This is a genomic window from Sphingomonas sp. MJ1 (PH-R8), from assembly GCF_048058635.1.
Classification (GTDB): domain Bacteria; phylum Pseudomonadota; class Alphaproteobacteria; order Sphingomonadales; family Sphingomonadaceae; genus Sphingomonas.
In genome coordinates this window covers 106,616-131,098 of sequence record NZ_JBBEFX010000009.1, presented here as the reverse complement: position 1 = coordinate 131,098, position 24,483 = coordinate 106,616, and the positions used below count along the sequence as shown (strand labels likewise).

At 65.6% G+C, this 24,483-nt stretch carries 26 protein-coding genes and 1 riboswitch; of the genes, 10 read left to right on the top strand and 16 right to left on the bottom strand.

Features of this window, described 5'->3' with window-relative positions:
• Positions 1-140: 140 nt before the first annotated feature.
• Positions 141-1,208, top strand: coding sequence for a sulfite oxidase (locus VPH46_RS09865; protein ID WP_168847122.1), 1,068 nt, complete (start codon positions 141-143; stop codon positions 1,206-1,208).
• On the top strand, positions 1,205-1,717 hold the full coding sequence (locus tag VPH46_RS09860; protein ID WP_168847123.1) for an MgtC/SapB family protein: 513 nt from the start codon (positions 1,205-1,207) through the stop codon (positions 1,715-1,717). Before VPH46_RS09865 ends, VPH46_RS09860 begins: the two co-directional genes overlap by 4 nt.
• Before the next feature lie 52 nt (positions 1,718-1,769).
• Here the strand turns inward: VPH46_RS09860 and VPH46_RS09855 are convergent, their stop codons facing one another.
• The 4 genes from VPH46_RS09855 to VPH46_RS09840 are packed head-to-tail and all read right to left on the bottom strand — an operon-like array spanning position 1,770 to position 4,854.
• Positions 1,770-2,540, bottom strand: a complete 771-nt coding sequence (locus VPH46_RS09855) for an anti-sigma factor family protein (RefSeq protein ID WP_021224441.1) — start codon at positions 2,538-2,540, stop codon at positions 1,770-1,772.
• On the bottom strand, positions 2,537-3,046 hold the full coding sequence (locus tag VPH46_RS09850) for an RNA polymerase sigma factor (protein ID WP_168847124.1): 510 nt from the start codon (positions 3,044-3,046) through the stop codon (positions 2,537-2,539). The genes VPH46_RS09855 and VPH46_RS09850 overlap by 4 nt, the downstream gene beginning before the upstream one ends.
• Position 3,047: 1 nt before the next feature.
• Positions 3,048-4,487, bottom strand: coding sequence for a YncE family protein (locus tag VPH46_RS09845; protein WP_168847125.1), 1,440 nt, complete (start codon positions 4,485-4,487; stop codon positions 3,048-3,050).
• Between the two features lies 1 nt (position 4,488).
• On the bottom strand, positions 4,489-4,854 hold the full coding sequence (locus tag VPH46_RS09840; RefSeq protein WP_211091110.1) for a DUF305 domain-containing protein: 366 nt from the start codon (positions 4,852-4,854) through the stop codon (positions 4,489-4,491).
• Between the two features lie 167 nt (positions 4,855-5,021).
• Positions 5,022-5,098: riboswitch (Fluoride riboswitch) on the top strand.
• A gap of 24 nt (positions 5,099-5,122) precedes the next feature.
• Here VPH46_RS09840 and VPH46_RS09835 point away from each other — a divergent pair.
• Both VPH46_RS09835 and VPH46_RS09830 read left to right on the top strand, forming a co-directional pair.
• Positions 5,123-6,514: a voltage-gated chloride channel family protein gene (locus tag VPH46_RS09835; RefSeq protein ID WP_298089059.1), complete on the top strand. Its 1,392-nt coding sequence runs from the start codon at positions 5,123-5,125 to the stop codon at positions 6,512-6,514.
• Complete coding sequence (locus VPH46_RS09830) at positions 6,514-6,879, top strand: DUF190 domain-containing protein (RefSeq protein WP_168847126.1); 366 nt, start codon at positions 6,514-6,516, stop codon at positions 6,877-6,879. Before VPH46_RS09835 ends, VPH46_RS09830 begins: the two co-directional genes overlap by 1 nt.
• Before the next feature lie 129 nt (positions 6,880-7,008).
• Here VPH46_RS09830 and VPH46_RS09825 read toward each other — a convergent pair whose 3' ends face one another.
• A complete protein-coding gene (locus VPH46_RS09825; protein ID WP_168847127.1) occupies positions 7,009-7,146 on the bottom strand; it encodes a hypothetical protein in 138 nt (45 codons plus the stop codon).
• Positions 7,147-7,488: 342 nt separating this feature from the next.
• On the opposite strand from VPH46_RS09825, the gene VPH46_RS09820 reads away from it, so the two are divergent.
• Entirely contained in the window at positions 7,489-8,133 is a 645-nt protein-coding gene (locus VPH46_RS09820) for a recombinase family protein (RefSeq protein ID WP_168847133.1), read from the top strand.
• A 23-nt stretch (positions 8,134-8,156) separates the two neighbouring features.
• Here the strand turns inward: VPH46_RS09820 and VPH46_RS09815 are convergent, their stop codons facing one another.
• The 6 genes from VPH46_RS09815 to VPH46_RS09790 all read right to left on the bottom strand — a co-directional run bounded on the left by VPH46_RS09815 (position 8,157) and on the right by VPH46_RS09790 (position 12,892).
• Positions 8,157-9,590 carry a transposase gene (locus tag VPH46_RS09815; RefSeq protein ID WP_247650876.1) on the bottom strand — a complete coding sequence of 478 codons (1,434 nt, stop codon included), beginning with the start codon at positions 9,588-9,590 and terminating at the stop codon, positions 8,157-8,159.
• A gap of 274 nt (positions 9,591-9,864) precedes the next feature.
• Entirely contained in the window at positions 9,865-10,503 is a 639-nt protein-coding gene (locus tag VPH46_RS09810) for a recombinase family protein (protein ID WP_017980769.1), read from the bottom strand.
• A 155-nt stretch (positions 10,504-10,658) separates the two neighbouring features.
• Entirely contained in the window at positions 10,659-10,922 is a 264-nt protein-coding gene (locus VPH46_RS09805; protein ID WP_239436656.1) for a hypothetical protein, read from the bottom strand.
• On the bottom strand, positions 10,915-11,313 hold the full coding sequence (locus VPH46_RS09800) for an HIRAN domain-containing protein (protein ID WP_239436655.1): 399 nt from the start codon (positions 11,311-11,313) through the stop codon (positions 10,915-10,917). Before VPH46_RS09800 ends, VPH46_RS09805 begins: the two co-directional genes overlap by 8 nt.
• Before the next feature lie 28 nt (positions 11,314-11,341).
• The gene (locus VPH46_RS09795; protein ID WP_239436665.1) at positions 11,342-11,980 is read right to left on the bottom strand and encodes a S24 family peptidase; all 639 of its coding nucleotides are present in this window, start codon (positions 11,978-11,980) and stop codon (positions 11,342-11,344) included.
• A gap of 297 nt (positions 11,981-12,277) precedes the next feature.
• Positions 12,278-12,892: a lytic transglycosylase domain-containing protein gene (locus VPH46_RS09790; protein WP_416610833.1), complete on the bottom strand. Its 615-nt coding sequence runs from the start codon at positions 12,890-12,892 to the stop codon at positions 12,278-12,280.
• Between the two features lie 131 nt (positions 12,893-13,023).
• Here VPH46_RS09790 and VPH46_RS09785 point away from each other — a divergent pair, with 131 nt between their 5' ends.
• The 5 genes from VPH46_RS09785 to VPH46_RS09765 all read left to right on the top strand — a co-directional run bounded on the left by VPH46_RS09785 (position 13,024) and on the right by VPH46_RS09765 (position 20,502).
• On the top strand, positions 13,024-13,908 hold the full coding sequence (locus tag VPH46_RS09785) for a DUF7146 domain-containing protein (RefSeq protein WP_239436653.1): 885 nt from the start codon (positions 13,024-13,026) through the stop codon (positions 13,906-13,908).
• A gap of 68 nt (positions 13,909-13,976) precedes the next feature.
• Positions 13,977-18,191, top strand: a complete 4,215-nt coding sequence (locus tag VPH46_RS09780; protein ID WP_416610831.1) for a strawberry notch-like NTP hydrolase domain-containing protein — start codon at positions 13,977-13,979, stop codon at positions 18,189-18,191.
• A gap of 59 nt (positions 18,192-18,250) precedes the next feature.
• The gene (locus VPH46_RS09775) at positions 18,251-18,484 is read left to right on the top strand and encodes a type II toxin-antitoxin system Phd/YefM family antitoxin (protein WP_416610829.1); all 234 of its coding nucleotides are present in this window, start codon (positions 18,251-18,253) and stop codon (positions 18,482-18,484) included.
• Positions 18,481-18,939, top strand: coding sequence for a PIN domain-containing protein (locus tag VPH46_RS09770; protein WP_416610827.1), 459 nt, complete (start codon positions 18,481-18,483; stop codon positions 18,937-18,939). The genes VPH46_RS09775 and VPH46_RS09770 overlap by 4 nt, the downstream gene beginning before the upstream one ends.
• 96 nt (positions 18,940-19,035) lie before the next feature.
• Positions 19,036-20,502 (top strand): ParB/RepB/Spo0J family partition protein, encoded by a 1,467-nt coding sequence (locus tag VPH46_RS09765; protein WP_416610825.1) that lies wholly within the window; start codon positions 19,036-19,038, stop codon positions 20,500-20,502.
• Between the two features lie 31 nt (positions 20,503-20,533).
• On the opposite strand, the gene VPH46_RS09760 is transcribed toward VPH46_RS09765, so the two are convergent.
• The 5 genes from VPH46_RS09760 to VPH46_RS09740 all read right to left on the bottom strand — a co-directional run bounded on the left by VPH46_RS09760 (position 20,534) and on the right by VPH46_RS09740 (position 24,462).
• Positions 20,534-21,340 (bottom strand): DUF2243 domain-containing protein, encoded by an 807-nt coding sequence (locus VPH46_RS09760; protein WP_416610823.1) that lies wholly within the window; start codon positions 21,338-21,340, stop codon positions 20,534-20,536.
• A gap of 159 nt (positions 21,341-21,499) precedes the next feature.
• Positions 21,500-22,390 carry an MBL fold metallo-hydrolase gene (locus VPH46_RS09755; protein WP_416610821.1) on the bottom strand — a complete coding sequence of 297 codons (891 nt, stop codon included), beginning with the start codon at positions 22,388-22,390 and terminating at the stop codon, positions 21,500-21,502.
• Between the two features lie 16 nt (positions 22,391-22,406).
• A complete protein-coding gene (locus VPH46_RS09750) occupies positions 22,407-23,054 on the bottom strand; it encodes a DsbA family protein (RefSeq protein WP_416610819.1) in 648 nt (215 codons plus the stop codon).
• A 2-nt stretch (positions 23,055-23,056) separates the two neighbouring features.
• Entirely contained in the window at positions 23,057-23,686 is a 630-nt protein-coding gene (locus VPH46_RS09745; protein ID WP_416610817.1) for a DsbA family protein, read from the bottom strand.
• A complete protein-coding gene (locus VPH46_RS09740) occupies positions 23,683-24,462 on the bottom strand; it encodes a prolipoprotein diacylglyceryl transferase family protein (protein WP_416610815.1) in 780 nt (259 codons plus the stop codon). The genes VPH46_RS09745 and VPH46_RS09740 overlap by 4 nt, the downstream gene beginning before the upstream one ends.
• Between the last annotated feature and the right edge of the window lie 21 nt (positions 24,463-24,483).

Here is a 24,483-nt window from a genome sequence, read left to right as displayed (position 1 = left end):
TGTATCGCGCAGCCTGATCGATACGACCAACCGTTTGATATGGTCATTCTAATCTGGATATCGGAATGATCGGCAGCCTTTCGTCTGCGATGGTCTCGAAGACTTGAAGCGTTACGCGGGCCCGCGACGTTTAATCGTCCATGACAGATATGATCAAGCGCAGTTCCGATCCCTACAACGCCGAGCCGACGCCCGGTGCGTTGATCGAGCGGTTCCTGACGCCGCAGGCGCTGTTCTACGTGCGCAGCCACGGGCCAGTGCCGGATCTGCCCGCCAATCATCGGATCGAGGTGAGCGGGACGGGCATGGCGAGCCGCTCCTTCTCGGTGGAAGAACTTAAAGCTACGTTTTCCACGCACTCGGTGACAGCCGTGCTCCAATGCGCGGGTAACCGGCGCACGGACCTCCAGCAGGTCGGCAAGACGTCGGGCGATCCTTGGGATGTCGGCGCGATCGGCAATGCTGAGTGGACCGGCGTACGCCTGGCCGATGTTCTCGATGCGGTGGGCGCGCCTGATGCGTCCAACCTGTTCGTGGCGTTCACCGGCGCCGACGAGGTGGACATGGAGGGCAAGGAAGCCTTGTTCGGGGTCTCGATCGCCATGGACAAGGCGCGGCAACCCGACGTCCTCATTGCCTGGGCGATGAACGGCGAGCCGCTGACGCCCGAACACGGCGCCCCGCTCCGCATGGTGGTGCCGGGCTATGCAGGCGTGCGCAGCGCCAAATGGCTGACACGGATCGAGGTGCGCGACGCGCCTTCCGACGCACCGATCCAGGCGCACGACTACAAGCTGTTTCCCGCCGATGTGACGAGCGACACCGTCGACTGGAGCCAAGGTCTGACGATCAATGCCATGCCGCTTAACGCCGCGATCTGCTCGCCCGGTGCGGGCGAGAGGTTGCCCGCCGGGGCGGTGCGGATTGAGGGCTATGCCATTGCCTATGACCGCCGAATTTCTCGGGTCGAAGTGTCGGTGAACGGCGGTCGCGACTGGCAACAGGCGACCTTCGCCGATGATCCGGAGACGCGCTGGGGCTGGCGGCGCTGGACCCTTGACGCCACACTCGCCAAGGGACGCCAGCACTTTGTCGCCCGCGCCTTCGACGAGACCGGGCAGGGACAGCCCGAACGACCGGACACGATGTGGAACTTCGCCGGCTACCTGTGCACCGCCTGGCACCACGTTCACGTGCTGGTCGAATGATCGAAGCGTCAGCGGCATCGGACATCGGCTTCTGGATCGACGTGATCGGCCGGCTGGTCGTGGCGACCGCGGCCGGGATGGTGCTTGGTTGGGAACGCTCGCGCGAGAACCGGCAGATTATGGGGTTGCGGACGCTAGGTCTGGTCGGTCTGGCGAGTTGCATCGCCGTGCAGGCGATCGTGCATAGTGGCCTGCCGAATGTAAACGCCGACGCCGCAGGGCGGGCGATGCAGGGCATTCTGTCCGGCGTCGGCTTCATCGGTGCCGGTGCGGTGCTGCGGGTCGGCCAGGGTCAGGAAGTGCATGGTTTGGCGACCGCCGCGTGCATCTGGGTGACGGCCACGATCGGCGCGGCAGCGGGATTGGCGGTGTGGCCGCTCATCATCGGCGGGGTGAGCCTTGCAATGCTCGTCCTGTTTGTCGGCGCGCCGCTGGAACGCCGCATCCGCGAGCGGGCTCGCCTGACGCCGGCCGAGGCCGACAGGAAGGATGCCGAGCGCAAGCCCTAATCGCGCTGGCCTGCCCGGTGCCTGTCGGTGCTGAGGAGCAGCAAGGGCGCTATCAGGACACCAGCGCCGCATCGGCCTGCCGCCGGACTTCATCGGCAATCGGATGCAGCTCGGCCGCAGGCCGCTCGCCCACCACACTATAGCCGATCCCGTCGACCGCCCATGTGACCCGGCCCATGGTCCCGCTGGACGTGCTGGTCATGCTCGCAGTCTTGTCGATCTGCATAGGCCTAGTCAGCACCGCGAGTTTCGACGCTTGCGGTCCGTCGTAGAGGAGCAGTGCCGCAGGGCCGTGAGGCGTCGCGACCAATCGCCCCCCCCCATAGCGGTAACCGGCTGTGCTGAGGTCCGGGATGGTGACGCGCTCACCCAGTCGGGCGGAGGTCCATCGGATCAGCATGGCGCGCTGGTCGGGGCCGATCTCCGCCGGTCGTATCCGGTCGGCGGCATAGACACGGAAATTGTCACTCGCCTCGTTGGCCAGCGCCGCGATGCCCGCGCGGGGTTCACCGCTCCACTTCGCGCTCGACCAACCACCGCCAAACCCGACCGCCAGCAGAAGTGACGCGGCGATGGCGAATTGCCATCGCGGCTGACGTTGCCGCCCCCTGATGGCTGCGACGCGCATCGTCGCCGGGATCGGTTCATCCGCGATCGGGGCAAACAGGGATGCAAGGGCTCGCGCCTGCTCCGCCTGTTCCCGCAAACGGGCATGCAGGTCCGGCTGGCCTTCAAGATAGGCGTCGACCAGGCGCTGCCGCTCGGGCGACAGCCTGCCATCGATCCACGCGGCCAGATCGTCCTCGCCGATCGGGCTGGTCATTGCACACTCCTCAATCGCGGCCGTTCACCCTCCCGGAGGAGGGTCGCCAGTCGGTCGCGCGCCCGGAATATGCGCGACATCACCGTGCCCAGCGGCACGCCGACAACGGCAGCGACCTCCGCATAGGGCAGGCCCTCGACCGATACGAGGAGCAGCACCGTTCGCTGCTCCTCGGGCAACGCATCAAGGGCGCGCAGCAGGTCGCGGTGGTGCAGGCCTGTGTCCTGATCGGCCGGACGGCCGAGCGTGGCGTCGTCCACGAGGTGGAGCGGAACCGCCGTACCTCGCCGGCTATGCTGCCGCTGATGGTCGACCAACAGATTGTGCAGGATCGTATAGACCCATGGGCGCACCTCCGCCCCGCGTCGTTGTCGCCAGCGCCCGACCGCGCGCTCGAGACAATCCTGCACCACGTCATCTGCCATTGCCCGATCGCGCAACCACGACCGGGCATAGCGGCGCAGACCGGGGATCAGGGGCTCGATCGCGGCGGTAAGCGGGTCCATGTCAGTCGCGCTGTACCTGCACGATGCGTCCCGGCGCGCCGTTCACCACCTCAGCGACCGCCAGAAAACGGCGGGGCGTCGCGGTGCTGCCTTGAACGATCTGCCGGATCGGACCCGACGCGTTCACGATCGCCGCACCTGCCGGGTTGCTCATGAAGTTCGCAAGCGGCTCTACAGCGCCGCTACCATCCGCGTTGGCCGTCAGCACGAGCATGTAGGGCTTCTTGGGCTGCAAACCGGTAACGGCACTCTGCACGACCTGAATGATGCCTTGGTCGAAGAGGGTAATGCTGCTTGCCGTACCCCTGCCGCCGATCGGCCCCATAGTCAGATGCAACGCTTTGCCGGCCGTGCCGAGCGGCTGGAGATTGTCGGTACCGGGGCCTGTCGGAACAGCGTTCGGCACATAGGCGATCGCCTGCGGTGCCTGTCCGACCGGCACGGTGGCGACGACCGTGTTGCCAGCGGTGTCGATCGCGGCCAGCTTATCGGCATTCTCCAGCCCGACATAGATGCGCCGACCGTCGCCCGACGGCCAGACACCGTGCGGCATCTTGCCGACCGGGATGGTGGCGACGGGCGCGAAGTCGGATGTGCGAAACACCCTGACCGTATTCTCCCCGCCGACCGTCACATAGGCGAACTGCCCCTTGGCCGTGCGGGCGAAGTTGACGTGATTGGTGATCGGCCCGGTATCCAGCACCTTGAGGATTGTGAAGGGTGGCCTGGCATCGAATGCGACCGTCTTGCCGATGTCCTTTAGCGTAAACCACACCTGCTTGCCGTCCGGCGTCGCGGCGATGTTGGGACAGAAGGGGCTCGGCTGTGCCACCTGTCCGACTTGCGCGTGGGTCGCGACATCGAACACGGCCAACACCGGATTGAACGACGAACAGACATAGCCGTACCGGCCATCGGGCGAGAAGATCGTCATACCCGGACCACCGGGCGTCTTGATGCGACCCGTCTCCTTGTACGTCGTAGGGTCGAGCACGGTGATATAGTCTTCGCCACGTACCGTGACCCACACCTCCTTGCCGTCCGGCGTGAAGAACGCCTCGTGCGGACTGCGTCCGACATAGGTCGTGTGCTTGACGGTGTTGGTGGCGGTGTCGATCCACGACACGGCGTTCGATCCGATCGACACGACCGCCAAGGTCTTCCCGTCCGGCGAGAAGCCGAGGCCGTGGACCAGCACCTGTCCCTTGTAGAGCGGGGAAAAGTTCATCGGCTGGGGATCGCCGAGCTTGATGACGCCGAGCAGCCGGTTGTCGGCCGGGTCGGTCACCGACACGGTGTTGGAGAATTGTTCAGACGCATAGACCCGGTCGCGGTGGCTGACGGGTACGTCCTTGGCATTCCACGGCGCCTGCTGGGCCATGGCGATGCCCGGTGCGGCGCTCATCAGCAAGGCGGCCGAGCGCAGTATGGTCCGGATCATGTCAGTGCTCCATATGACTGTGGTGGTCGCCGCCCTGCGTCGGGGCTGGCGTCGAAGGGGGTAGCGGCTGACCGATCGCCAGCTTCATGGCGGCGATCTCCTGCTGCTGATCAATGATGATTTCTTGCGCGATGCGCTTGAGCTGCTCGTTATGGCCGTAGCGCAGTTCCGCCACCGCCATATCGATGGCGCCCTGATGATGCGGGAGCATCATCGTGACGAAGTCGCGGTCGACATCGCCGGACGGCTTGACCATCATGCCCGCCATCATCCGGTCCATCGCGGCAGACGCCATGCTGGCGTAGCCATCGGCGGGAGCGGCCGCGACTGCGCCGGTGAGCAGGGCCGAAGCCACCAGGCCCAGCATCCAATCTCGTCTATGCATAAGCCCCTCCGGCGCATCAGTCTCGAAAGCGTAGACGATGCTCGTCCGGGTTTATTCCATGGGCGGAGCCAATTATTTATCCTCACCAAAACAATGGTCTTATCGTGACCCTGCCGTTGGTTGACCACGTCGCCGTCGGACAGCATATGCGCAGGCACGGTGATGGATTTCCGCCGGGCCATCTGGCCGAACCGCCCTCGCAAGGGCCGATGATTCCTACCAGGCGCCGCAAGGCAGCGAAGGAGGAATCGTGCGCGCGACGTTTCGTAATCTGTACCATGAGTTCAACGTAGCGGCGTTCTTTCGCGACCGGCGCGACCATACCATGTCGGTGGTTCGCTGGACGCTGATCCTGCTGCCGATGGCGGCGCTGGTCGGAACGTTGTGTGCGGCCTTCCTGTGGAGCCTTGATGCCGCCACACAGGCCCGCTTCGACCATCCCTGGCTGCTGTATTTCCTGCCCGTGGGCGGGGCAGCCATTGCGCTTCTCTATCATCATACCGGACGCTCGGTCGAAGCCGGTAACAATCTGATCGTCGAGCAGATACATGAGCCCGGGGGCGGCGTGCCGCTCCGTATGGCGCCGCTGGTCTTCCTCGGCACCATCGCGACGCATCTGTTCGGCGGCTCGGCGGGACGCGAGGGAACCGCCGTGCAGCTCGGCGGTAGCCTTGCCAGTGCCATCGCCAGCATGTTCCGTCTCGACACATCGGGCATTCGCATCCTGTTGATGACCGGCGTGGCGGCAGGCTTCGGCGCGGTGTTCGGCACCCCCTTAGCAGGCGCTGTGTTCGCCCTCGAAGTGCTGGCGCTCGGCCGCGTCGAATATGGCGGGATCATACCGTGCCTGCTTGCCGCGCTAGCTGGGGACTGGACGTGTCACGCCTGGGGCATTCATCACACACTTTACCACATCGCCTATGCCGGCCCTGCCACGGGCGCGCTGCTGGTCGAGCCGCTAATGCTCCTCAAGGCGACGATCGCAGGCGTCGCTTTCGGGCTGACCGGCCTCGTCTTCGCTGAAGCGAACCATGCATTCGGCGGCTTCCTCAAGCGTCACATACCTTACGGGCCTGCTCGTGCCGCCGTGGGCGGCGTTTTGGTCATCACGCTGGTCGGGATAGTTGGCACCCGCGGCTATCTCGGCCTTGGTGTATGGTCCGCCATCCCAGGCGACCCGACGATCGCCGGCTTCTTCAACGGCCCGGTCGATCGATGGAGCTGGGCGCTCAAGATGTTGTTCACCGTCGTGACGCTGAGCGCGGGCTTCAAGGGTGGCGAGGTGACGCCGCTGTTCTTCATTGGTGCTGCGCTCGGCAACACGCTCGGCTGGCTGCTCGGTGCGCCGCTCGACCTGTTCGCAGCGCTCGGCTTCGTCGCTGTATTCGCCGGTGCCGCCAACACGCCGCTGGCCTGTACAATCATGGGGATCGAGCTGTTCGGTGCCACCCCTGCCGTGCCGATCGCGGTGGCCTGCTTCGTCGCCTACATCAGCTCGGGCCATAACGGCATCTATCTGTCGCAGCGAATTGCCGTGCCCAAGCGTCCCGGCCGCGCTCATACCGGTATGGTGACGCTGCGCGACACCCGCGCCTCCCGTCGTAGCCGGTGCCCTTCCAACACCGTCAAGGAGCATAACTGATGCCCCACAAGGTCATGCACAGCGAAATCGGAATGATCCGCATCTACATGAAGCCGTCCGACAAGGCTGCTGGGTCGTCCAGCTTCTGGTCGCGCAAACCGCTCTATCGGGAGCTGATCGCACAGGCGAGGCGCGACGGCATCATGAACGCCGTCGCCCATCACACCCACTACGGCTACAGCAATCACGGCCCGATCCGGGAAAACGGCTCCGAGATCTCCGATCCGCACCTGACGATGTGCGTCGAGCTGATCGGCCAGCGCGGCGAGCTGGAGCGCTTCTGCGAGGGGCATGGCGACCTGCTCGGCGGCAAGGTGATCGTCTACAAGCATCTGGAGCATTGGAGCATTGCCCTACGGGCTTGATCCATGAAGAGTCCTCCGATGATAGCGGAGTCAATCAATAGCCGCAGTTGCCTAGATGCTGGTTATCTTGATCCTATTGTTTGCCGCTATCGCCACATCGATCTACGTGGCGCGCTAGTGGAATTGATGTCAATCGTTGCTCTGATTTTCTGATCCTGCCGGCTTGGTGAGCTTTGCTTTTTTGTCTTTTTCGCGGATGATTTCTTCCAGTTCGGCCATCTCCGCCGTTTCCTCGGTAGTCGGCACGTCCTTATTCTTCATGGTCATGGCATCCTCCATTGCAAATGAACGCGCGGAACCGCCAAGTGCTGGCAATATTTCCCTCCACCTTTGGCTTCCCCGATTGAGAAAGTTCGGGGGCAAGGCAATAAGCCACTACCGGCGCCGCCATCGTCCTCGGCTTGGTTTACCCAAATGTGTTCCCGATTGCTCTTTCTCAAATGTGATCATCGGGCATGGAAAATGAAGAGCCCGAACCGCCAGAAAAACGACCGGTTTTCTGGCGGTCGAGGATTTTGCCTCCTCAGCGCATTCCGAAGATCGGAAAACCCGTTGCGGAAACCACCGGCACATTGCAGGGTACCGGATGACTTTTCTGGCAGGGTAACGATGCTCATCGGATATGTGAGGGTGTCCAAGGCTGACGGGTCGCAGACGCTGGCACCCCAGCGCGATGCGTTGCTCGCTGCTGGCGTCGATCCCTCGCGAATTTATGAAGACCTCGCGTCGGGGCGGCATGACTCGCGACCTGGCCTGACCGCGTGCCTGAAGGCACTGCAGCCCGGCAACACACTGGTCCTCTGGAAGCTGGATCGTCTTGGGCGCGACCTCCGCCATCTGGTAGTCACGGCCGAGGCGCTACGCGAACGCGGCATCGGGCTGAAGGTGCTGGCGGGCGCCGGCGCGCAGATCGACACCACGACAGCTAACGGCCGGCTTGCCTTCGGCATCTTCGCGGCTTTCGCCGAGTTCGAACGTGAGCTTATTGCTGAACGCACGCAGGCGGGGCTTGCTGCTGCACGTGCACGGGGCCGGATGGGCGGTCGGCCTCGCAAGATGGATAAGGCCACGCTGGCGATGGCAATGGCCGCCATGTCCGACCGCAACGCGATCGCAGCCGATGTCGCGCGCCGTCTCGGGATGACGACCACGACACTCTATATGTACGTGAATGGCGACGGCACGCCCAAGGCGCCGGGCCAGGCGCTGCTCGACGGTGTGCCGTATCGCAAAGAACGGCTGCAAGCCGCGTGATGAATCACGCCGCGCCTCAGCGATCAGGCATATCGTCGAGCAGGGGAGGCGATCACGTCGTGTTCAATCGACCGGGCCGAGATTTCAGCCGGAGTCAGGGCCGCGGGGACGCACACCCCCCGACGCGGCTTGCCGTTCAGTCGGTTCGATCGCGCAAGGATCATCAGGTTCATCACCGCCGCGCCGATCAGGAACTCCTCTTCCGCTCCGCGGATACCGCGCAGGTGAAGCCGCCTCATGCCACGCTTACCCTTGGCGTCAGCGAAGAACCGTTCAACCCCGCGCCGCAACCGCATAGACCGCTTGTAGAGCCCGGTTTCCACTTCGGCTCTGGCAAGATCGCGGACGTCCTCATCGTCCAGCCGAACCAGGGTACGACGCCGCGCCGTCGTGCATTTCTTCCGAAGCACGCACGCCTCGCAGTCACGCGCATCGGCTGCATAACGGTGTACGCCGGTGGGCAGATGGAAGGCATGATGTCGGAGCGGCTTTCCGGTCGGACAGGTAAAGCTGTCAATGTCACGATCATAGCTGAAGGCCGTCCGCGGCAGCTTGCCCTTGGTCTGTTGCGTACGGTCGATTACCGGAATGTGCGGGATTGCGCCGTGATCCCTTACGAAGCCGAGGAAGTTGGCGCTGCCATAGGCTTTGTCGGCCGCAACCCGCTTGGGACGATAATCAAAGCGATCGGCCGATCGCTCGAGCATGACGCGCCCCGCATCAACTTCCTCCGCGAACCGAGCCGGTGTCGCCTTCACATCGAGAGCGACGCCACTCGGGGTGTCGACCAGCGCATTCAGGGCGTAGCCGAACCGGCCACGCACCGTTCGCGCCGACCAAGCCGCGGCAGGATCCGTTCGAGAGACGCCTTGGCAGCTTTTCGAGCGCGCCATTTCAAAGACGGCATCTCTTGTGTCGTGCACCCACTCCCTAACCGCGCGCGACGCGTTGGCGACATACGGCAGGTAGCCAGGAACGGTCTTGCGCTGCCAGCTCGCATCAGCCGCTATGAACGATGCATCGATCGCGGCGTCTTTTCCGCCAATCAGTCCTTCACTGATGCAGCGTCGGACCGTGCTTTCGAACAGGATCCGGAACACGTCGGCATCGCGGAAACGACCGTGCCGGTTCTTGCTGAACGTCGAGTGGTGCGGAACCTTGTCTCCCGGCGCGAGACGGCAGAACCAGCGATAGGCCAGATTGTAGCGCAGCTCCTCACACAGGCGCCGTTCGGACGTGATCGCGTAAATGCGGCCGACCAAGGCCATGCGGATGAGGAGTTCGGGATCGATCGATGGCCGTCCCCTTGCGCTGTAGTGACCGGCCAGTGCCTGTCTCAACTCGCCGATGTCGAGACATCGATCGACGCGACGCAGCAGGTGGTCTGTGGGCAACATGGCTTCTATGGTGCGGCGGGACGCCCCGTCCCGCTTACCGCGACAGGCTGGTCCCATCATAGCGACGCTCCTTTCGGCAGCCATGAAACGAAGGAGCAACCCAGCATGTCCGGCATTTTTCAACAGGCCCGTCCGGTTGTGACACCGGCCACCTCCGGCAGCGTTCTCAACGCCGTACAGGTGTCGAAATTCTGTGTCAGAACCGGAGGATGGGCTTGGCTATGCGGAGATGTCCCGCGGTGACGGCCGGCATCACGCTCCGCAGCCTAGCGCGATGCCCGATGAGCGATGCAATCTAAACCAGCATGATCGGCAGGTGGAACACGTACAAAACTCAGCCGCCCTGCTCGGGCTTAATCGCCCTCGAGCGGTGGAGTGCGGTCACGCGCTTGACATGAGCGATGCTGCATCCGGCGAGCTCCGCAGTTTTCGCGATGCTCATGCCCGCCTCCCTCAAACTTACGATGCGTCGATGGTGGGCGATATCCGGCTTGCGGCCGGTGTAACGCCCCGCCCTCTTCGCAACTTCGATGCCCTCGCGCTGCCGCTCGCGCCGCGTGTCGTAGTCGTCGCGCGCCGTCTGCAGCGCCACCCGCAGCAGCATGTCCTGCACCGCCTCCAGCACGATGCGCGCCACGCCCGCGCTGTCTGCCACCAGGTCGGACAGGTCCACGATCCCCGGCACTGCGAGGCGCGCCCCCCTGCCTCGGATCGTCTCCACCAGCAGCTCCGCCTCCGGCAGCGGCAGGCGGCTGATCCGATCGATCTTCTCGGCCACCACCACCTCGCCCGGCTGCAGGTCCGCCACCATGCGCAGGAGCTCCGGTCGGTCCGGCCGCGCGCCCGACGCCTTCTCCCGGTACACCGCCGCGACGTAGAAGCCGGCCGCCTTGGCGCCGGCCACGATGTTCTCCTGCCGCGTCAGGTCCTGATCGTCCGTGCTAACCCGCAGGTAGACGCGCGCTACCTTCACTCCGCTGCCTGCCACCTACTCATCACTCCTGCCCGGCGTTCTTGGGTATACCCGAACGAGCTACGGAGTAGGACGGTAGCTCAGATCTGATCGTGCCAATGCTGACGAGCCTAGCCAAGCTAGCCGAACCTGCCGAGCCATGCCGCTGAGCTTCATCAATGCACGCTTGATTGAGCCAACTCGGCCAGGGCACTGATCACGACAACCCAGCGCGCAGCGGCGGTCGAGCTTTCCTTCTTCCGTACCTCTTCTAGATAGGCGTCCGCCCAGCCAATTGCCTCGGACAAGCCGAGATCCCGGCGGAGATCGATCGCGATCGCCCACGCCTCCTCGAGGATAGGTTGTACCGCCGGGTCGGTTGGAGCGCCGTTCCCCAGCTTGTGCTGGCCTTCAACGGCGAGGGAAGCAGGGTCAGCCATCAGGGTAGATCTCGTCTGGCCAGAGCTCGACCGTGGCCGGATCTGGCGGTGTGGCACCAATCGCATGAGGCGGCGGCAGAACGGGATGATCGCCGTCGAACGCGATGCGAACGGCGGCGCCAGCTGGCGTGGCAGCCTGGAAGATCACCTCGATCGGGCGGCCGTTGCGCAGCATGCCACCAATCCAGGGAGCACGATCGGCGGTCAGATAGCCGATCTGGACGTTGCGGCTGCTGAACACCGCGATCGCGTTCGGGTCCGCCGGGTTCTTAGGCTCAGGGACCAAGTCGACCGGGTCGCCGGGCACGCACAGCAGGATCTCAAACCGTCTGTTGCCGCCGTCCGCATTGGGATGGTTCGCGCCGACGACGTGCAGGCTCAATTGCTTCATGCTTGCACCTGTGATCGGGCGGGGTCGCTCAGCTCAGCGTCCGGCCGAACCATAGCACCCGCCCCACGATGTCGATGCGGCTGGGGTTGATGTCCTGCCAGCTCGGATAATCGGGGTTGTCGCTCTTGATCGAGATGCCGCGTCCCGAGGGCTGCCGCGCCAGCCGCTTGACCATCAGGCTGTCATCGAGCCGCAGGACGTAGATTCCGTCGCGCAACCGGCTCACGCCATCCTTGCGATCGACCAGCACGTCGTCGCCATCGGCGAGCGTCGGCGCCATTGAGTCGCCCTTCACCTGGATGATCGACAGACCGTCCGCCGAGCCCTTGGTACGCTCGCGCAGCCAGCGCGGATCAAAGCCGATCGACGTCCGGCGCGCCTCGCCAAAATCGGCGGCGCCGTAGCCGGCGGATGCGTAGACGTCGAGCACCGGCACCTGCTGCAGCGTCGGCTTCTCCCATTCCTGGGGGCCACCGAGGACCGTTTCCTTCACGCCAAAGTAACTGGCGAGAAGACGACGATCCTTCTCGTCGAGGCGCTTGGGCGTCCCCCGCTTGATGAACTGCTGAATGTAGGCCGGGTTGCGGCCAAGCATGCGCGACAGCGCGGCATACTCCTCCTTGCGCTCATCGATGAGCCGCTGGAGCGCTTCGCGTGGGTGTTCGATCGTGGCGAGCATCATAGGGGATTTCCTACAGCACCGGTTGCGCGGTATGGAACATAAAAGGAACGAAGTAAAGCGAGTCGTGACGCATGGACGGGGATCTGCTGCCGAGGATCGAAATCTTCCTGACACGGATGGGTCTTAGCCCCACGCGGTTCGGCCGCCTCGTCGTCCACGATCCGCGCTTCGTCTTCGACCTCCGGGCCGGCCGCCGGCCACGTCGGCGCGTTCACGCGCATGTCCATGCTTGGCTGCTGCAAAACGGGGCGTGAGCCGGGGCGCTCGAGGATATGGCGCATCTTAGAAGCTCCCCAGACGCCAAGCTGACAGGACCTTGCGCACGTAGGTCGGGGTCTCGCTATTGGCGGGAATACCACGCGCCCGCATGACCGCCGCCGGCCCGGCATTGTAGGCGGCCAAGGCCAGTGTCACCGAGCCGAACTTGTCGAGCATTGCTCTCAAGAAGCGAGCCCCACCATCGACGTTCATGCGCGCGTCGAATGGATCGAGGACACCCAGCGCCCGCGCCGTCGCGGGCATCAGCTGCGCCAAACCCATGGCCCCGGCGCGACTGACCACGCCAGGCTGGTAGGCTGATTCCACCGCGATCAGTGCATCGAGCAAACCGTTCGGCAGCGCGTGGCGAAGCTCAGCGGCACGGATGAAGGCGAGAAACCGCTCGCGTCCCTTAGGCCGCTCGTGCCTTGCCGCAGCGACGGTCATGACCGGGGTATCAGCGGCCGCGGCCGAGGACGCGTGTGGTGTTGCCGCGACCCGGTGCTCGATCAGCTCGAAAGCCGCAGCTGGAGCATCGTCCGCCTCTATCGAACTCGGCTCCGCGTCGGCTTGCTGCGCAAGCGCGGGTGAGGCCCAGGCCAGCAGCGCTGCCGTGGCGGGAAAGAAGGTTCGGATCATCATCGCCTCGCATCATGCATTTCCCTCTTCCTCGAATTGGAACATAGTGCGAACATTATGCTGTAGGAAAGCGCCAAGCCCAGGGGAGCGGAGGCGGCGGCGCGGGGCGCGTCACAGACAGCGAGACTCCTATGACCTTTCACGATCCCCACCTCGCCAGCGGCGCCGACATTGGCCGCGCCATCGTCGAGGCACTCGGCGGACACTGGACAGCCCGGGGCGGCATGTGCCGGTGTCCGGCGCATGCCGACACGACGCCATCGCTCAGCGTCCGCCCGGGTCGCAGACGACTGCTGTTCCATTGCTTCGCCGGCTGCGAGACACGCGATGTGCTCGACGCCATCGCGGCGCTTCGCCTTCCAGGCGGCGCGCGGGTAACCTTTGCCGCAGGCGAGCCGATCGACACGCGTCGACCGGCGGTGGAGCGGCTCTGGTCCGAGGCGCGTCCTCTCCGTGATAGTCTTGCAGCGCGATACTTGACGGGACGCGGTCTTGCCGGGACTGCGGCACTCCGCTTCCACCCGCAGACGCCACAAGGGCGGCGGCCGCTCACGCAGTTTCTGCCGGCGATGATCGCGGCTGTAATTGACGAGACCGGGCTCGTTGCCGTGCACCGCACATTCCTCAGCCCGGATGGAAGAACCCTCTCCTTACGTCAGCCCGCACGTGCCGCGCTGGGGCCACTCGGCACCGGTCTCGTCCGCCTTCATCCCGTCAGCGACCGGCTTGGGCTCGCGGAAGGTATCGAGACCGCCCTCTCCGCCACTCAGCTCTTTGGCGTGCCCTGCTGGGCGACGCTCGGGGCCGAGCGCTTCAAGCGGATCGCCCTCCCCGCCTCTGTCGCCGAGATCGTGCTGTTCCTCGACCATGATGCCGCCGGGCACCAGGCCGAAGCGATGGCGCGCGAGCGTTTCGCCGATCGGCGGATCGAAGCCCGCTACCCGGCCGAGGCCGGTGCGGATTGGAACGATGTTCTGCGCGCACGCGCGCGGGGCAGGATGACGATCGGCCGATAGAGGAGAGGAGATCGGACACTTCGTGCCCCGACGCCGGCGCTGGAGCCGGCCGGGCCGGAGTATCTGCCATGACTGCTGCCGCGCTTCGCCTTGAAGCTCCTGCCGATCCCGTTCTCCTCGTCGCCCTCCGCCTTCGGCACTTTCTCCAGGCCGGCGAGGTTATCGATGCGCGCCTGCTGCGGGACCTGCTCGCCTCCACGACAGGCCGCTCCGCCGCCGATGGCGGCTGGTCGATGCGCCACGCCTACGATGCGCTCGAACTCGCGCAAGTGCTCTGGGCGGGGTCAGCCGGTGCGGGCATGGACATCTCCATCCCTTCGGCCGCGCTGGAAGCTCTGATCGATCTGGGCCGGCGGCTGCCGACGCAGACGGTGCGCACCGAAGACCAGCTCGCATTCCAGCAATTCTCCACGCCTGCCCCGATCTCCTGGATTATGAGCGTGGCGGCACAACTCCGCCCGTCCGACACCGTGCTCGAACCCTCCGCCGGCACCGGATTGCTCGTCTGGCCCGCGGCGAAGCTCGGGGCCACCCTCGTGCTGAACGAGATCGATCCCCGTCGCCGACACTGCCTCGAACTGGCCTTTCCACAGGCGCGGATCAGCGATCACGATGGCGAACTCGTCGACGATCTGCTGCCGGTAGACGTCCAAGCCGACATTCTCCTGATCAACCCTCCCTTTGCGCGCTCCATTGGCCGCCCGGTCGACCGGCATGCGGCCGCTCGGCACCTCCAAGCCAGCCTCCGCCGCCTCAAATGCGGCGGACGTGCGGTTGCGATCATGCCGACCTGGTTCGACAGCCAGAGGCTTGGATCGGAGGCGACCATCCGTCTCGACGCGGTCCTGCCCCGCGGCCTGTACGTGAAGCACGGAACCGGCATCGCCGTCCGCCTGCTCGTGCTCGACAAGCTTCCGCCCGCTGATGAGGGCCCAGCCGAGCTGGAGACGACCGGCCTCCCAGCGTTGCTGGATGCTGTCCAACACCTGCCTGCTCGCGCGCATCCGAGCGATCCTACGCCACCCACGCCTCGGACACGGCTGTCTCTGTTCCGCCGCCAGTCACAAACTCCGACGCCGCGCCCACAGCCGGGCGCAGTCGAGCCCGACGGTGAGCAACCGATCGAGGTGGTGACCCTCGATGACCCCGCACCAGAAGGCGAGCCGGCCGGCATCTACATGGCATGGCGCCCGAGCCGCCTGACACTGCCCGGGGCCGCAGAACATCCCACCCCACTCGTCGAGTCGCTCGCCATGGGGTCGATCGCAGCCCCCAAGCCGAGCTACCAGCCTCACCTGCCGTCCAGCATCTCGCGCCAAGCCCTGCTCTCAGCCGCGCAGCTCGAGACGCTGGTCTATGCCGGCGGTGCCTTTGAGCGCGACCTGCCCGGCCACTTCGTCGCGGACGAGGCCGGCACCGAACTCAAGATAGCGGAGGACGGGACCGTCTACCGACAGGGCTTCTTCCTCGGCGACGGCACCGGCGCGGGCAAGGGACGGCAGATTGCCGGCATCATCCGCGATCAATGGGCACGCGGGCGCAAGCGGCACATCTGGCTCAGCAAGAACGAGGCGCTGCTCGAGGACGCGCGGCGCGACTGGAGCGCGCTCGGCGGCATGAGCCTCGACGTGCAGCCGCTGTCGCAGTGGAAGCTCGGCACGCCCATTACGCTCGATCAAGGCATTCTCTTCGTCACCTATCCGACGCTCCGCTCGGGACGAGAAGAGGTCACCCGGCTCCAGCAGATCCTCGACTGGGCAGCTGAAGGCTTCGAGGGCGTGGTCGCGTTCGACGAGGCGCACGCGCTCGCCAACGCCGCCGGCGGCGAGGGTTCGCGCGGACGCATAAAGGGCTCGGAACAGGGCCTGGCAGGCCTGCGGCTCCAGAACCGCCTGCCCCGCGCCCGCGTCCTCTATGTCTCGGCGACCGGTGCGTCGGATGTCGCCAACCTGAGCTATGCCAGCCGGCTCGGCCTGTGGGGGCCCGGAACGGCGTTCGCGACCCGCGAGGCGTTCATCACCGGCGTCCGCGCCGGCGGCATCGCGGCGATGGAACTCGTCGCGCGCGACCTGAAGGCACTCGGCCTCTACACCGCGCGGGCGCTTTCCTTCGCCGGCGTCGAATATGATCTGCTCGAGCATGCGCTCACCCCCGAGCAGATCCGCGTCTACGACGCCTACGCCGAGGCCTGGGCGATCATCCATCGCAATCTCAGCGCAGCGCTCGAAGCCACCCGGGTGGTCGACAGCGCGTCGGGCTCGACCCTCAACGCCAATGCCAAGTCGGCCGCGCTCTCCCGCTTCGAGAGCGTCAAGCAGCGCTTCTTCGCCCAGCTGCTGCTCTCGGCCAAGCTGCCGAGCCTCCTGCCGGCGATCGCAACCGATCTGGAGCACGGGAATGCAGTCGTTGTGCAGCTCGTCTCGACGTCCGAAGCCATGCTCGACCGCCGGCTCGCCGACCTCGATCCAGCCGAACGCGAGACGCTCGAGATCGACCTCTCTCCGCGCGAGTACGTGGTCGACTATCTGGTCCGCGCTTTCCCAACCCGGCAGATGCGGGTCTTCACCGATCCTGACGGCAACGTCCGCTCCGAGCCTATGGTCGATGACCGAGGCTATCCCGTTCACTGCCGGGCAGCGATCGAGGCACGCGACAGCATGGTCGAGCAGCTCTGTGCGCTGCCGCCGGTCGCCACCGCTCTCGACGCCATTCTCGAGCGGTTCGGCACCGACCGTGTCGCCGAGGTGACCGGCCGCACCCGCCGGCTCGTGCTCGACCGCGCTGGCCAGCAGCGGCTCGAACGTCGATCGCCGCGCAGCAACCTCGCTGAAGCGCAGGCCTTCATGGACGGCACCAAGAAGCTGCTCGTCTTCAGCGATGCCGGCGGCACCGGCCGGAGCTATCATGCGTGCCTGAAGGCCAGGAACCAGGCGCGGCGCGTCCACTATCTGCTCGAGCCAGGCTGGCGCGCCGATGCGGCCATTCAGGGGCTCGGGCGGACGCATCGGAGCGCGCAGGCGTCCGCCCCCTTGTTCCGGCCGGTCACCACCGACGTGCGCGGCGAACGTCGGTTCATCTCGACCATCGCGCGGCGGCTCGATGCGCTCGGCGCGCTGACCCGGGGGCAACGGCAGACCGGCGGCCAGAACCTCTTCAACCCAGCCGACAACCTCGAAAGCGACTATGCCAAGGACGCCCTCACGAGCTGGTACCGGTTGCTGTTCGCCGGCAAGCTCCGGTCGATCACCTGCGGGGACTTCCAGGATCGATCCGGGCTCGCGCTAGAAGCCGAAGGCGGCGGCTTGCGCGACGACCTGCCGCCGATCCAGCGCTGGCTCAACCGACTCCTCGCCTTTTCGATCGCGCTCCAGAATGCCATCTTCGAGGAATATCTCGGGCTGGTCGAGGCACGGGTCGCCGCGGCGCGCGAAGCGGGTACGCTCGACGTCGGCGTCGAGACGCTCATGGTCGAGACACTGACCGTCAGCGATGACCGTATCCTCCGGACCGATCTGTCGAGCGGCGCGACGAGCCATCTCCTCACCCTCGATCTCGAACGGCGGCCCCGGCCGCTCCGCCTGGAGCCGGCGCTGCGGCTCGCTGAGCGTGAGGGCGCTTGCCTCCTCATCAACGATCGCTCGGGCCGCGCGGCGGTACGCCTGCATGCCCGGAGCCTTCTTACCGAAGAGGGACTGCCGCTCCGCCGCTACGAGCTGGTCCGGCCTCTCCGCCGCGAGCATATCGGCCATGGCCAGTTCGACGAGACACACTGGCGGCTCACCGACAGCACGGCCTTCGCCGCAGCATGGAATGCTGAGGTCGAGGAGGCGACGGCATCGCCCCACACCGAGACGATGCACCTCGCGACCGGACTGCTCCTGCCGATCTGGGATGCCCTGCCGGACGACCACGTCCAGGTGCTGCGGGTCGTCGACGAGAAGGGCCGCTCGCTCCTCGGCAGGCCCGTTCCCGCGGCCGCCGTCTCTGAGCTGGGTCGCCGGTTCGGTCTCGACCTCGACCACGCCGTTCCGGTTCCTGCCCTGGTGTCGGGAGTGCTGGAGACTGGGCGGTCCTGTGCCATTCCCGATTTGCCGTCGGTCCAGTTGAAGCGCTCGCTGGTGGGCGGTGAGCGCCGCCTCGAGCTCGCCGGCTTCGATCCCGCGCGTCTAGGCGAGCTGAAGGCCCTCGGCTGCTTCACCGAGATCATCCGCTATCAGACGCGGTTGTTCGTCCCTGTGACCAGGGCAGCGGAGATCGTCGAGCGCCTGTCCACTGGCCAGTGAGCAGTCGACACGAGGACGCTCATCCTCTATTTAGGCGTAGCCACTAGAAAGGATCGGTGATGGAACGGGCGATCAGCGCCAGCGACGCGAACCAGCGGTTCTCCGAACTGCTCCGAGAGGTGCAGGAGGGCGAAAGCTTCGTTGTCACCTCGCGTGGTCGCCCCGTCGCCAAGGTCACGCCAGTGGACGATGTCGCTCGGCAAGGCCCCGAGATCGACGCTCTGCTCGACTTCGTCTCCGCCCTGCCCCGCCGCAGCTGCCAGGGCTGGCGACGCGAGGATCTGTACGAGTGAGCCGTGTCGCGTTCGACACCAACGTCCTGGCCTACATCGCCGGGGTCGATCGCCATCCTGACGATGCCGCAAAGATCGACGCCAGCCGCACGCTCCTGAGTCAACTACGGGGGCGGGCCTCGCTCATCGCCCCGGTCCAGGTCCTGGGCGAGCTCTACGTTGTCCTGAACCGATCGGGTGCCTCACGCGAGGAGGCGCGCGAGACGGTGCTCCGCATGGCCCGAGCGTTCGGGACAGCCGACAGCAACAGCTCGGCCTTTCTCTCGGCGCTCGATCTCGCCAGCGCCCACCAGCTGCAGCTTTGGGACGCGCTGATCCTCAACGCCGCCGCCGAGGCAGGCTGCGCGCTGCTCCTGTCAGAGGACATGTCGAGCGGCTTTGCCTGGCGCGGCACTGTCGTGATCAACCCCTTCGCGGCGTCGGTCGACGAGCGCCTCGGCCGCCTGCTCGCCTGACCCGGCACCCTCCGCCCAACAACTGAGAGAGGAGGACGCGTCGGATGGCGCGAGCCGGCGTGAGCGCACGCGGGCTCGTCACCAGGAGTGAAGACGATGATCCAGACTATCCCGCTTGCCAAGCTCGTGCCCTCCAAGCGCAATGTCCGCCGCCGCAGCGATGCCGCCGCCGACGCCCAGCTCCGCGCCGACATCGAAGCGCGCGGCCTGCTCCAGAACCTGATCGTGACCGCCAACAAGAAGCCGCGCGGCACCTTCGCCGTCGAGGCAGGTGGCCGTCGCCATGCCGCGCTGAAGGCGCTCGCCAACGACGGCAAGCTCGCCGCCGACTTCGCGGTGCCCTGCCTCGTGCTCGACGATCTCGGCAGCGCGGTTGCCGAGGCGAGCCTGGCCGAGAACTTCCAGAAGCTGGCGCTGAACCCGGCCGACGAATGCCTCGCCTTCCAGCACTTCATCGAACAGGGCTCGGACGTGGAGGGCGTGGCTCGTCGGTTCGGCGTTACCGTGCGGTTCGTCGAAGGCCGCCTCCGGCTCGCGAGCCTCGCGCCGATGGTGTTCCAGGCACTCGCCGACGGCGAGATCACCCTCGACATTGCGAAGGCCTATGCCTCGACGCCCGACCGCGAGCGCCAGGCGCATGTCTTCGACCAGATGAGCCGCGGCTATGGCGGCGCGCACCCGGATAGCATCCGGCGCATGATGACGCAGGCGACCGTCTCCGCCGCCGATCCGCGAGCGCGGCTCGTCGGCGAGGACGCCTACCTCGCAGCAGGCGGCCGCATCGACCGCGATCTCTTCGCCGACGACACCTCCACCCGCTGGCTCGACATCGCCATCCTCGAACGGCTCGCTAATGAGAAGATGGAGGAGGCCGCCGCGACGCTCGCGGCAGAGACCGGCTATGCCTGGGTCCGCCCGACGCTCGACCGCTATGTCGACTGGCAGCAGACCGAGGGTCTCGAGCGGGTCGAACTCGAGCCTGCGGCGCTGACCGAGAGCGAGCAGGAGCAGATCGCGGCGCTTGAGGCTCAGGCAGCGGACAAGATCGCGCTGCTGGAGGACGAGGCGAGCAGCGACCAAGTCCGGGCGGAGGCCGAGACAGAGCTCGAGATCATCGAGAAGGCGGTCGAGGCGATCACCGACAAGCCGCCGGTGCTCGACGAGGCGCTTCGACCCCAGATTGGCGCCTTCCTCGTCCTCGGCCCCGACGGCACGCCGCGGCTGCACCAGACGCTCTACGCGGAGCAGACGCCGCAGGACGAGAATGGGCCCGACGATGCCGATGACGAGGCGGGCGAGCCTGCCCCGCGAGCCGTCGCTCTCTCGCAGCGGCTGACCGACGAGCTCGCGATCCAGCGCCGTGACATCCTCGCGGTCCATGTCGCGGCCGATCCCGACTTCGCGCTCGATCTCGCGATCTTCATGCTGGTCGACCGCGTCTGCAGCAGGTTCAGCATCATGCGCCCGAATTGTCCGGTGGCACCGTCAGGAAAGGTGCTTCTCACGTCACGGCGCCGGAGCCGCCCCTCAAATCCCATGGAAGGGACGGCAGATGTGGGTTGAGTGTCGATCAGGAGGCTCATCAAGCGCTTCGTTATGCTCGGCTCCAGCTGAAGCAACCGCTCGGCAGGCCGGACCCGCCCACTAGGAGCGCCCCGCGTCGATAGAAGCTCATCCTCCTATCAGCATCGACCTCGACCACCACGACGCCCATTTTCGGATCGCTCCAGGCTAATCGAGCACCGGCTGCCAAGATTGCGTTCATCGCCTCCGCTGGACGTACGCCCGGTGCAAAGACCACTGTGGTGTACTTCTGTCCTGGAGAAGGCCGAAGTGACCAGGCACCTAGCCCAATCGTAACAAGGCCAACGAGAAGCACCGCCATCGTCGATGCCCCCATCCGCGTTGCGGAAGCGGCGCGTTTGCGAAGCAGCAGCCAGCCGGAAACGAGTGGTATAAGGCTAAAGGCGACAAACCAGATCAGATCCCACATTAGGGGGTTAGGGCTGTCGAGCTTGATCCTGTGGATGCCGAGCACCCAGTGGGAAAGCACGCTATCTACTAAATGCCACAAGCCGAATCCGATCAGCAATGCGCCGATTAGCGCTCGACCCCATTGTTCCTGCACTTGGGCGCGAGCGCGCCACAGCCCCCATAGGCCAACAAGAGCAATCACATACATCAACGCATGAAAGTAGCCGTCCCATAAGACCTGCGCTCGAATCGAATTAACACCCGGAACAAGACTTAGAAGATGGTGCCACTGAAGGATCTGGTGGAGCAGGATACCGTCGAAGAAGCCGCCCAAAGCGAACCCCAGGGCGCCCCCCCATCGCGTCCAAGACTGTTTCATATGGCGTTCCAAGATAACACCAATAGCGTCGTATCTCTCCAGCTTCATTCACACAGGTTAGGCAAGGCGGGCGGTGCTTCACACCGTGCGAACGATGGCGCTGGGTAACCTCGACAGCCTGTCCTTGGCATGCGCAGCAGGGCATGGTTGCTATGATCGACCGTTCAGACCCGAGCCGGCAAGTGCGGTGCAGTGCCCGCATCAAACTCAGCCATCATGCGGTTTGAAATGGTTCAGCGGCACCTTCAGGAAGGCTGTCCCACAGGGCTCAGCATCCGGAAGTCGTCCCCCTCGGATATTGACCTGAAGCGCGGCGAGCATGAGGTCGGGCAGCGGCAAGGACGCGTCGCGCTTGCAACGGGTTGCGACAAACTTGTTCTCATCGATGCCATCGTGCACATGGATGTTGGAGCGGCGCTGCTCGGCGACCGTCGAACGGCCGACGACCTCGCGGCCATCCTTGCCATAGTCGTGACCGACATAGGTCGCCGTCTTCAACGGCAGATCGAGGATCGCGCGGACCGAACGATAAAGCGCCGTCGCGTCGCCGCCCGGAAAATCTGCCCGGCTCGTGCCGCTGTCCGGAACCATGAGCGTGTCGTGCACGAACGCAGCGTCGCCGACGACATAGGTGATCGAGGCAAGCGTATGGCCGGGAGACAGCATCACCCTTCCCTCCAGATTGCCGATGTTAAAGTGCTCGCCATCGGCGAACAGCTGGTTCCACTGGCTGCCGTCGATGGGCAGGTCGGGCAGGCAATAGATGTCCCGCCACAGCTTCTGGACCTCGACGACCTTCTCGCCGATCGCGGTCGGAGCGCCAGTCCGCTCGGAAAGATACGGTGCCGCCGAGAAATGGTCTGCGTGGGGATGCGTGTCGAGCACCCATTCGACCTTGAGATCGCGGGACCGGATATAGTCGAGCAGCCGGTCGGCGTTGGCGGTCGATGTGGCGCCGGCTTTCGGATCGTAGTCGAGGACAGGATCGATGATGGCAGCAGCCCGCGTTGCCTCATCAACGACGACATATTGGAAGCTTCCTGTCCGCTCGTCGTGCAACGACGCCACGGTCATGCCCTGGTGAGAATATTCGATCATCGTCTTCCTTTCCGCGTCATGCCGCTGTTCGCCCGCGGGCGAACAGTCGGGCAAAATCCTGTTGGTCGATGGCACCGATCACGAGCATCGGTCCGGCGAGAAATCCCGGCGTGCCTGCCAGTCCGATCTCCCAGGCCTCCCGGCCATTGGCGCGCAAGCGCGCGGCGATCTGTTCGCGATGACCTGCCAGAAACGCGGTCGCTCGCGTCCAGTCTCCACCCGCGTCCGTCACGACGTCCTGAAGAAAGGCATCGTCGATGATCCGGCTGTCTGTCATCAACCGGCGGTGGACCGCTGGATAGATGCCCTGTTCGGCACTCGCGAGCGCAATGCTCGCCGCTCGCTCCGAAGGCGGGCCGAAGATCGGCCAGTCCTTGTAAATGACCTGTACGTGCCCGTCTGCGCGCACTGCCTCCTCCATAGCCGGAAAAGCGCGCCGACACGCGGGACAGCGATAATCGGTGAAGACGGCGAGCTGCAGCGACGCATCGGCAGGCCCACTCGTGGGCGAGCCCTTGCCACTCAAGATTGCCGCGGCGGCTCCGGACCGGCTTACGTCGCGGCCGATTGGTGCTGCCCGTCGGAATACTTGCCCCACTGCCCAACCGCCGACGACCACCGCGCCGAGCTGCACCGCCTGACGTCGGCTGAGCGGCGCGGGCATCTTCAGTTCCCTGCCGGCTTGGCGCGGGCAGCGGTCACCAAGCGGCGCAGGGCCGCGGCGTCGACCGCGCCGGATACGACCTGCGGTCCCACGATCAGGACTGGGGTCCCGTTGATGCCGATCGCGTTGGCGATCGCGTCGGTACGTGCCAGCAGTGCGTCGATTTCGGCACCGTGCAGCTTGAGGTCGCGTTGCAGTCGTGGCCAGTCGACTTTCGCGCGCGTGGCCGCTGCGCGAATGCCGGCGTTGTCCAGCTTACCCGACGAGGTCATCAGTGCCGCGTGGAAAGGGGCATGACGGCCCTGCCACTGGCTGGCGATGGCAAGCCGAGACGCTTCGCGGGAGGCAGGCCCGAAGATCGGCCAGTCTCGATAGACCAACCGCACTTTGGCATCGGCCTTCACGAGCGCCGACAGCACCGGATCCATGCGCCGGCAATAAGGGCAGTTGTAGTCGAAGAACTCGACGATGCTGACATCGTATCCGGCGCGCGTGAGCTTCGGCGCGACCGGGTCATCGACGATCGCCTTGCGGGAAAGGTCCGGACGTTGCTGCGCACCCGCTGGCGACAGCGGCAGTGCGAGGGCGAGTGCCGCGAGGGCAGCGCGCAAACAGAGGGTTCGGCGGTTCATCGGTGTTTCCTTGCCAAGTCGATGCCGTCCTCCAGGGCGGCACGGGAGAGCTCGCCGAGCTGGAGCTGGACGATTGTGCCGTCAGCCGCCACGAAAGCGGTCGCGGGGTAGCCGGCAGTCTCGAAGGCGCGACTGAGTTGGCGATCGGGATCAAGCGCCACGTACCGGGGATTCACGCGCTCGCGGGCGAGGAACGCGGCGACGGTCGCAGGCGCCTCGCCTTGGTCCACGAGCAGGATCGGCACCGAGCCTTCACGGGCCGCTGCGCGTGCGAGCATCGGGAGTTCGCGCCGGCACGGGCCGCACCAGGTCGCCCACAGATTGGCCACGAAGGGCCGACCGCGCAGGCTTTCGAGCGCGACAGGCTTGCCCGCCGCCGTCGTGAGCGTCACGCCATAGGGGAACGGGCCGTAGGTCACGGCCGGGACCAGCGCCATGAGGGTGAACCAGAGGCCTGCGGAAGCGGCAAGCGCGGCTCCAGCCCCGATCAGCGCACGTGATCGCCCGAGCCGCACGACCAACACCACCGCGGCACCGAGGATGCCCGCAGTGGCGGAGAAGCCGCCTTGCCAGAAGGCCAGGATCGATAATGGCTCATCGCCATAACTCGACCAGTGTGCGACTACATAACCGATCCGCGCCGTCACCAATCCCACGATAACGGCGCTGGTGGCGACGCCTGAAGCGCGCATCGCACCATAACGTTCGGCCAACGTGGTGAGGCCGAGAAAGAGTGCGATGCACAGGACCGCAAGGCCGCGATCGGCAGCGAGCATCAGCGGCCCGATGGCAATTGC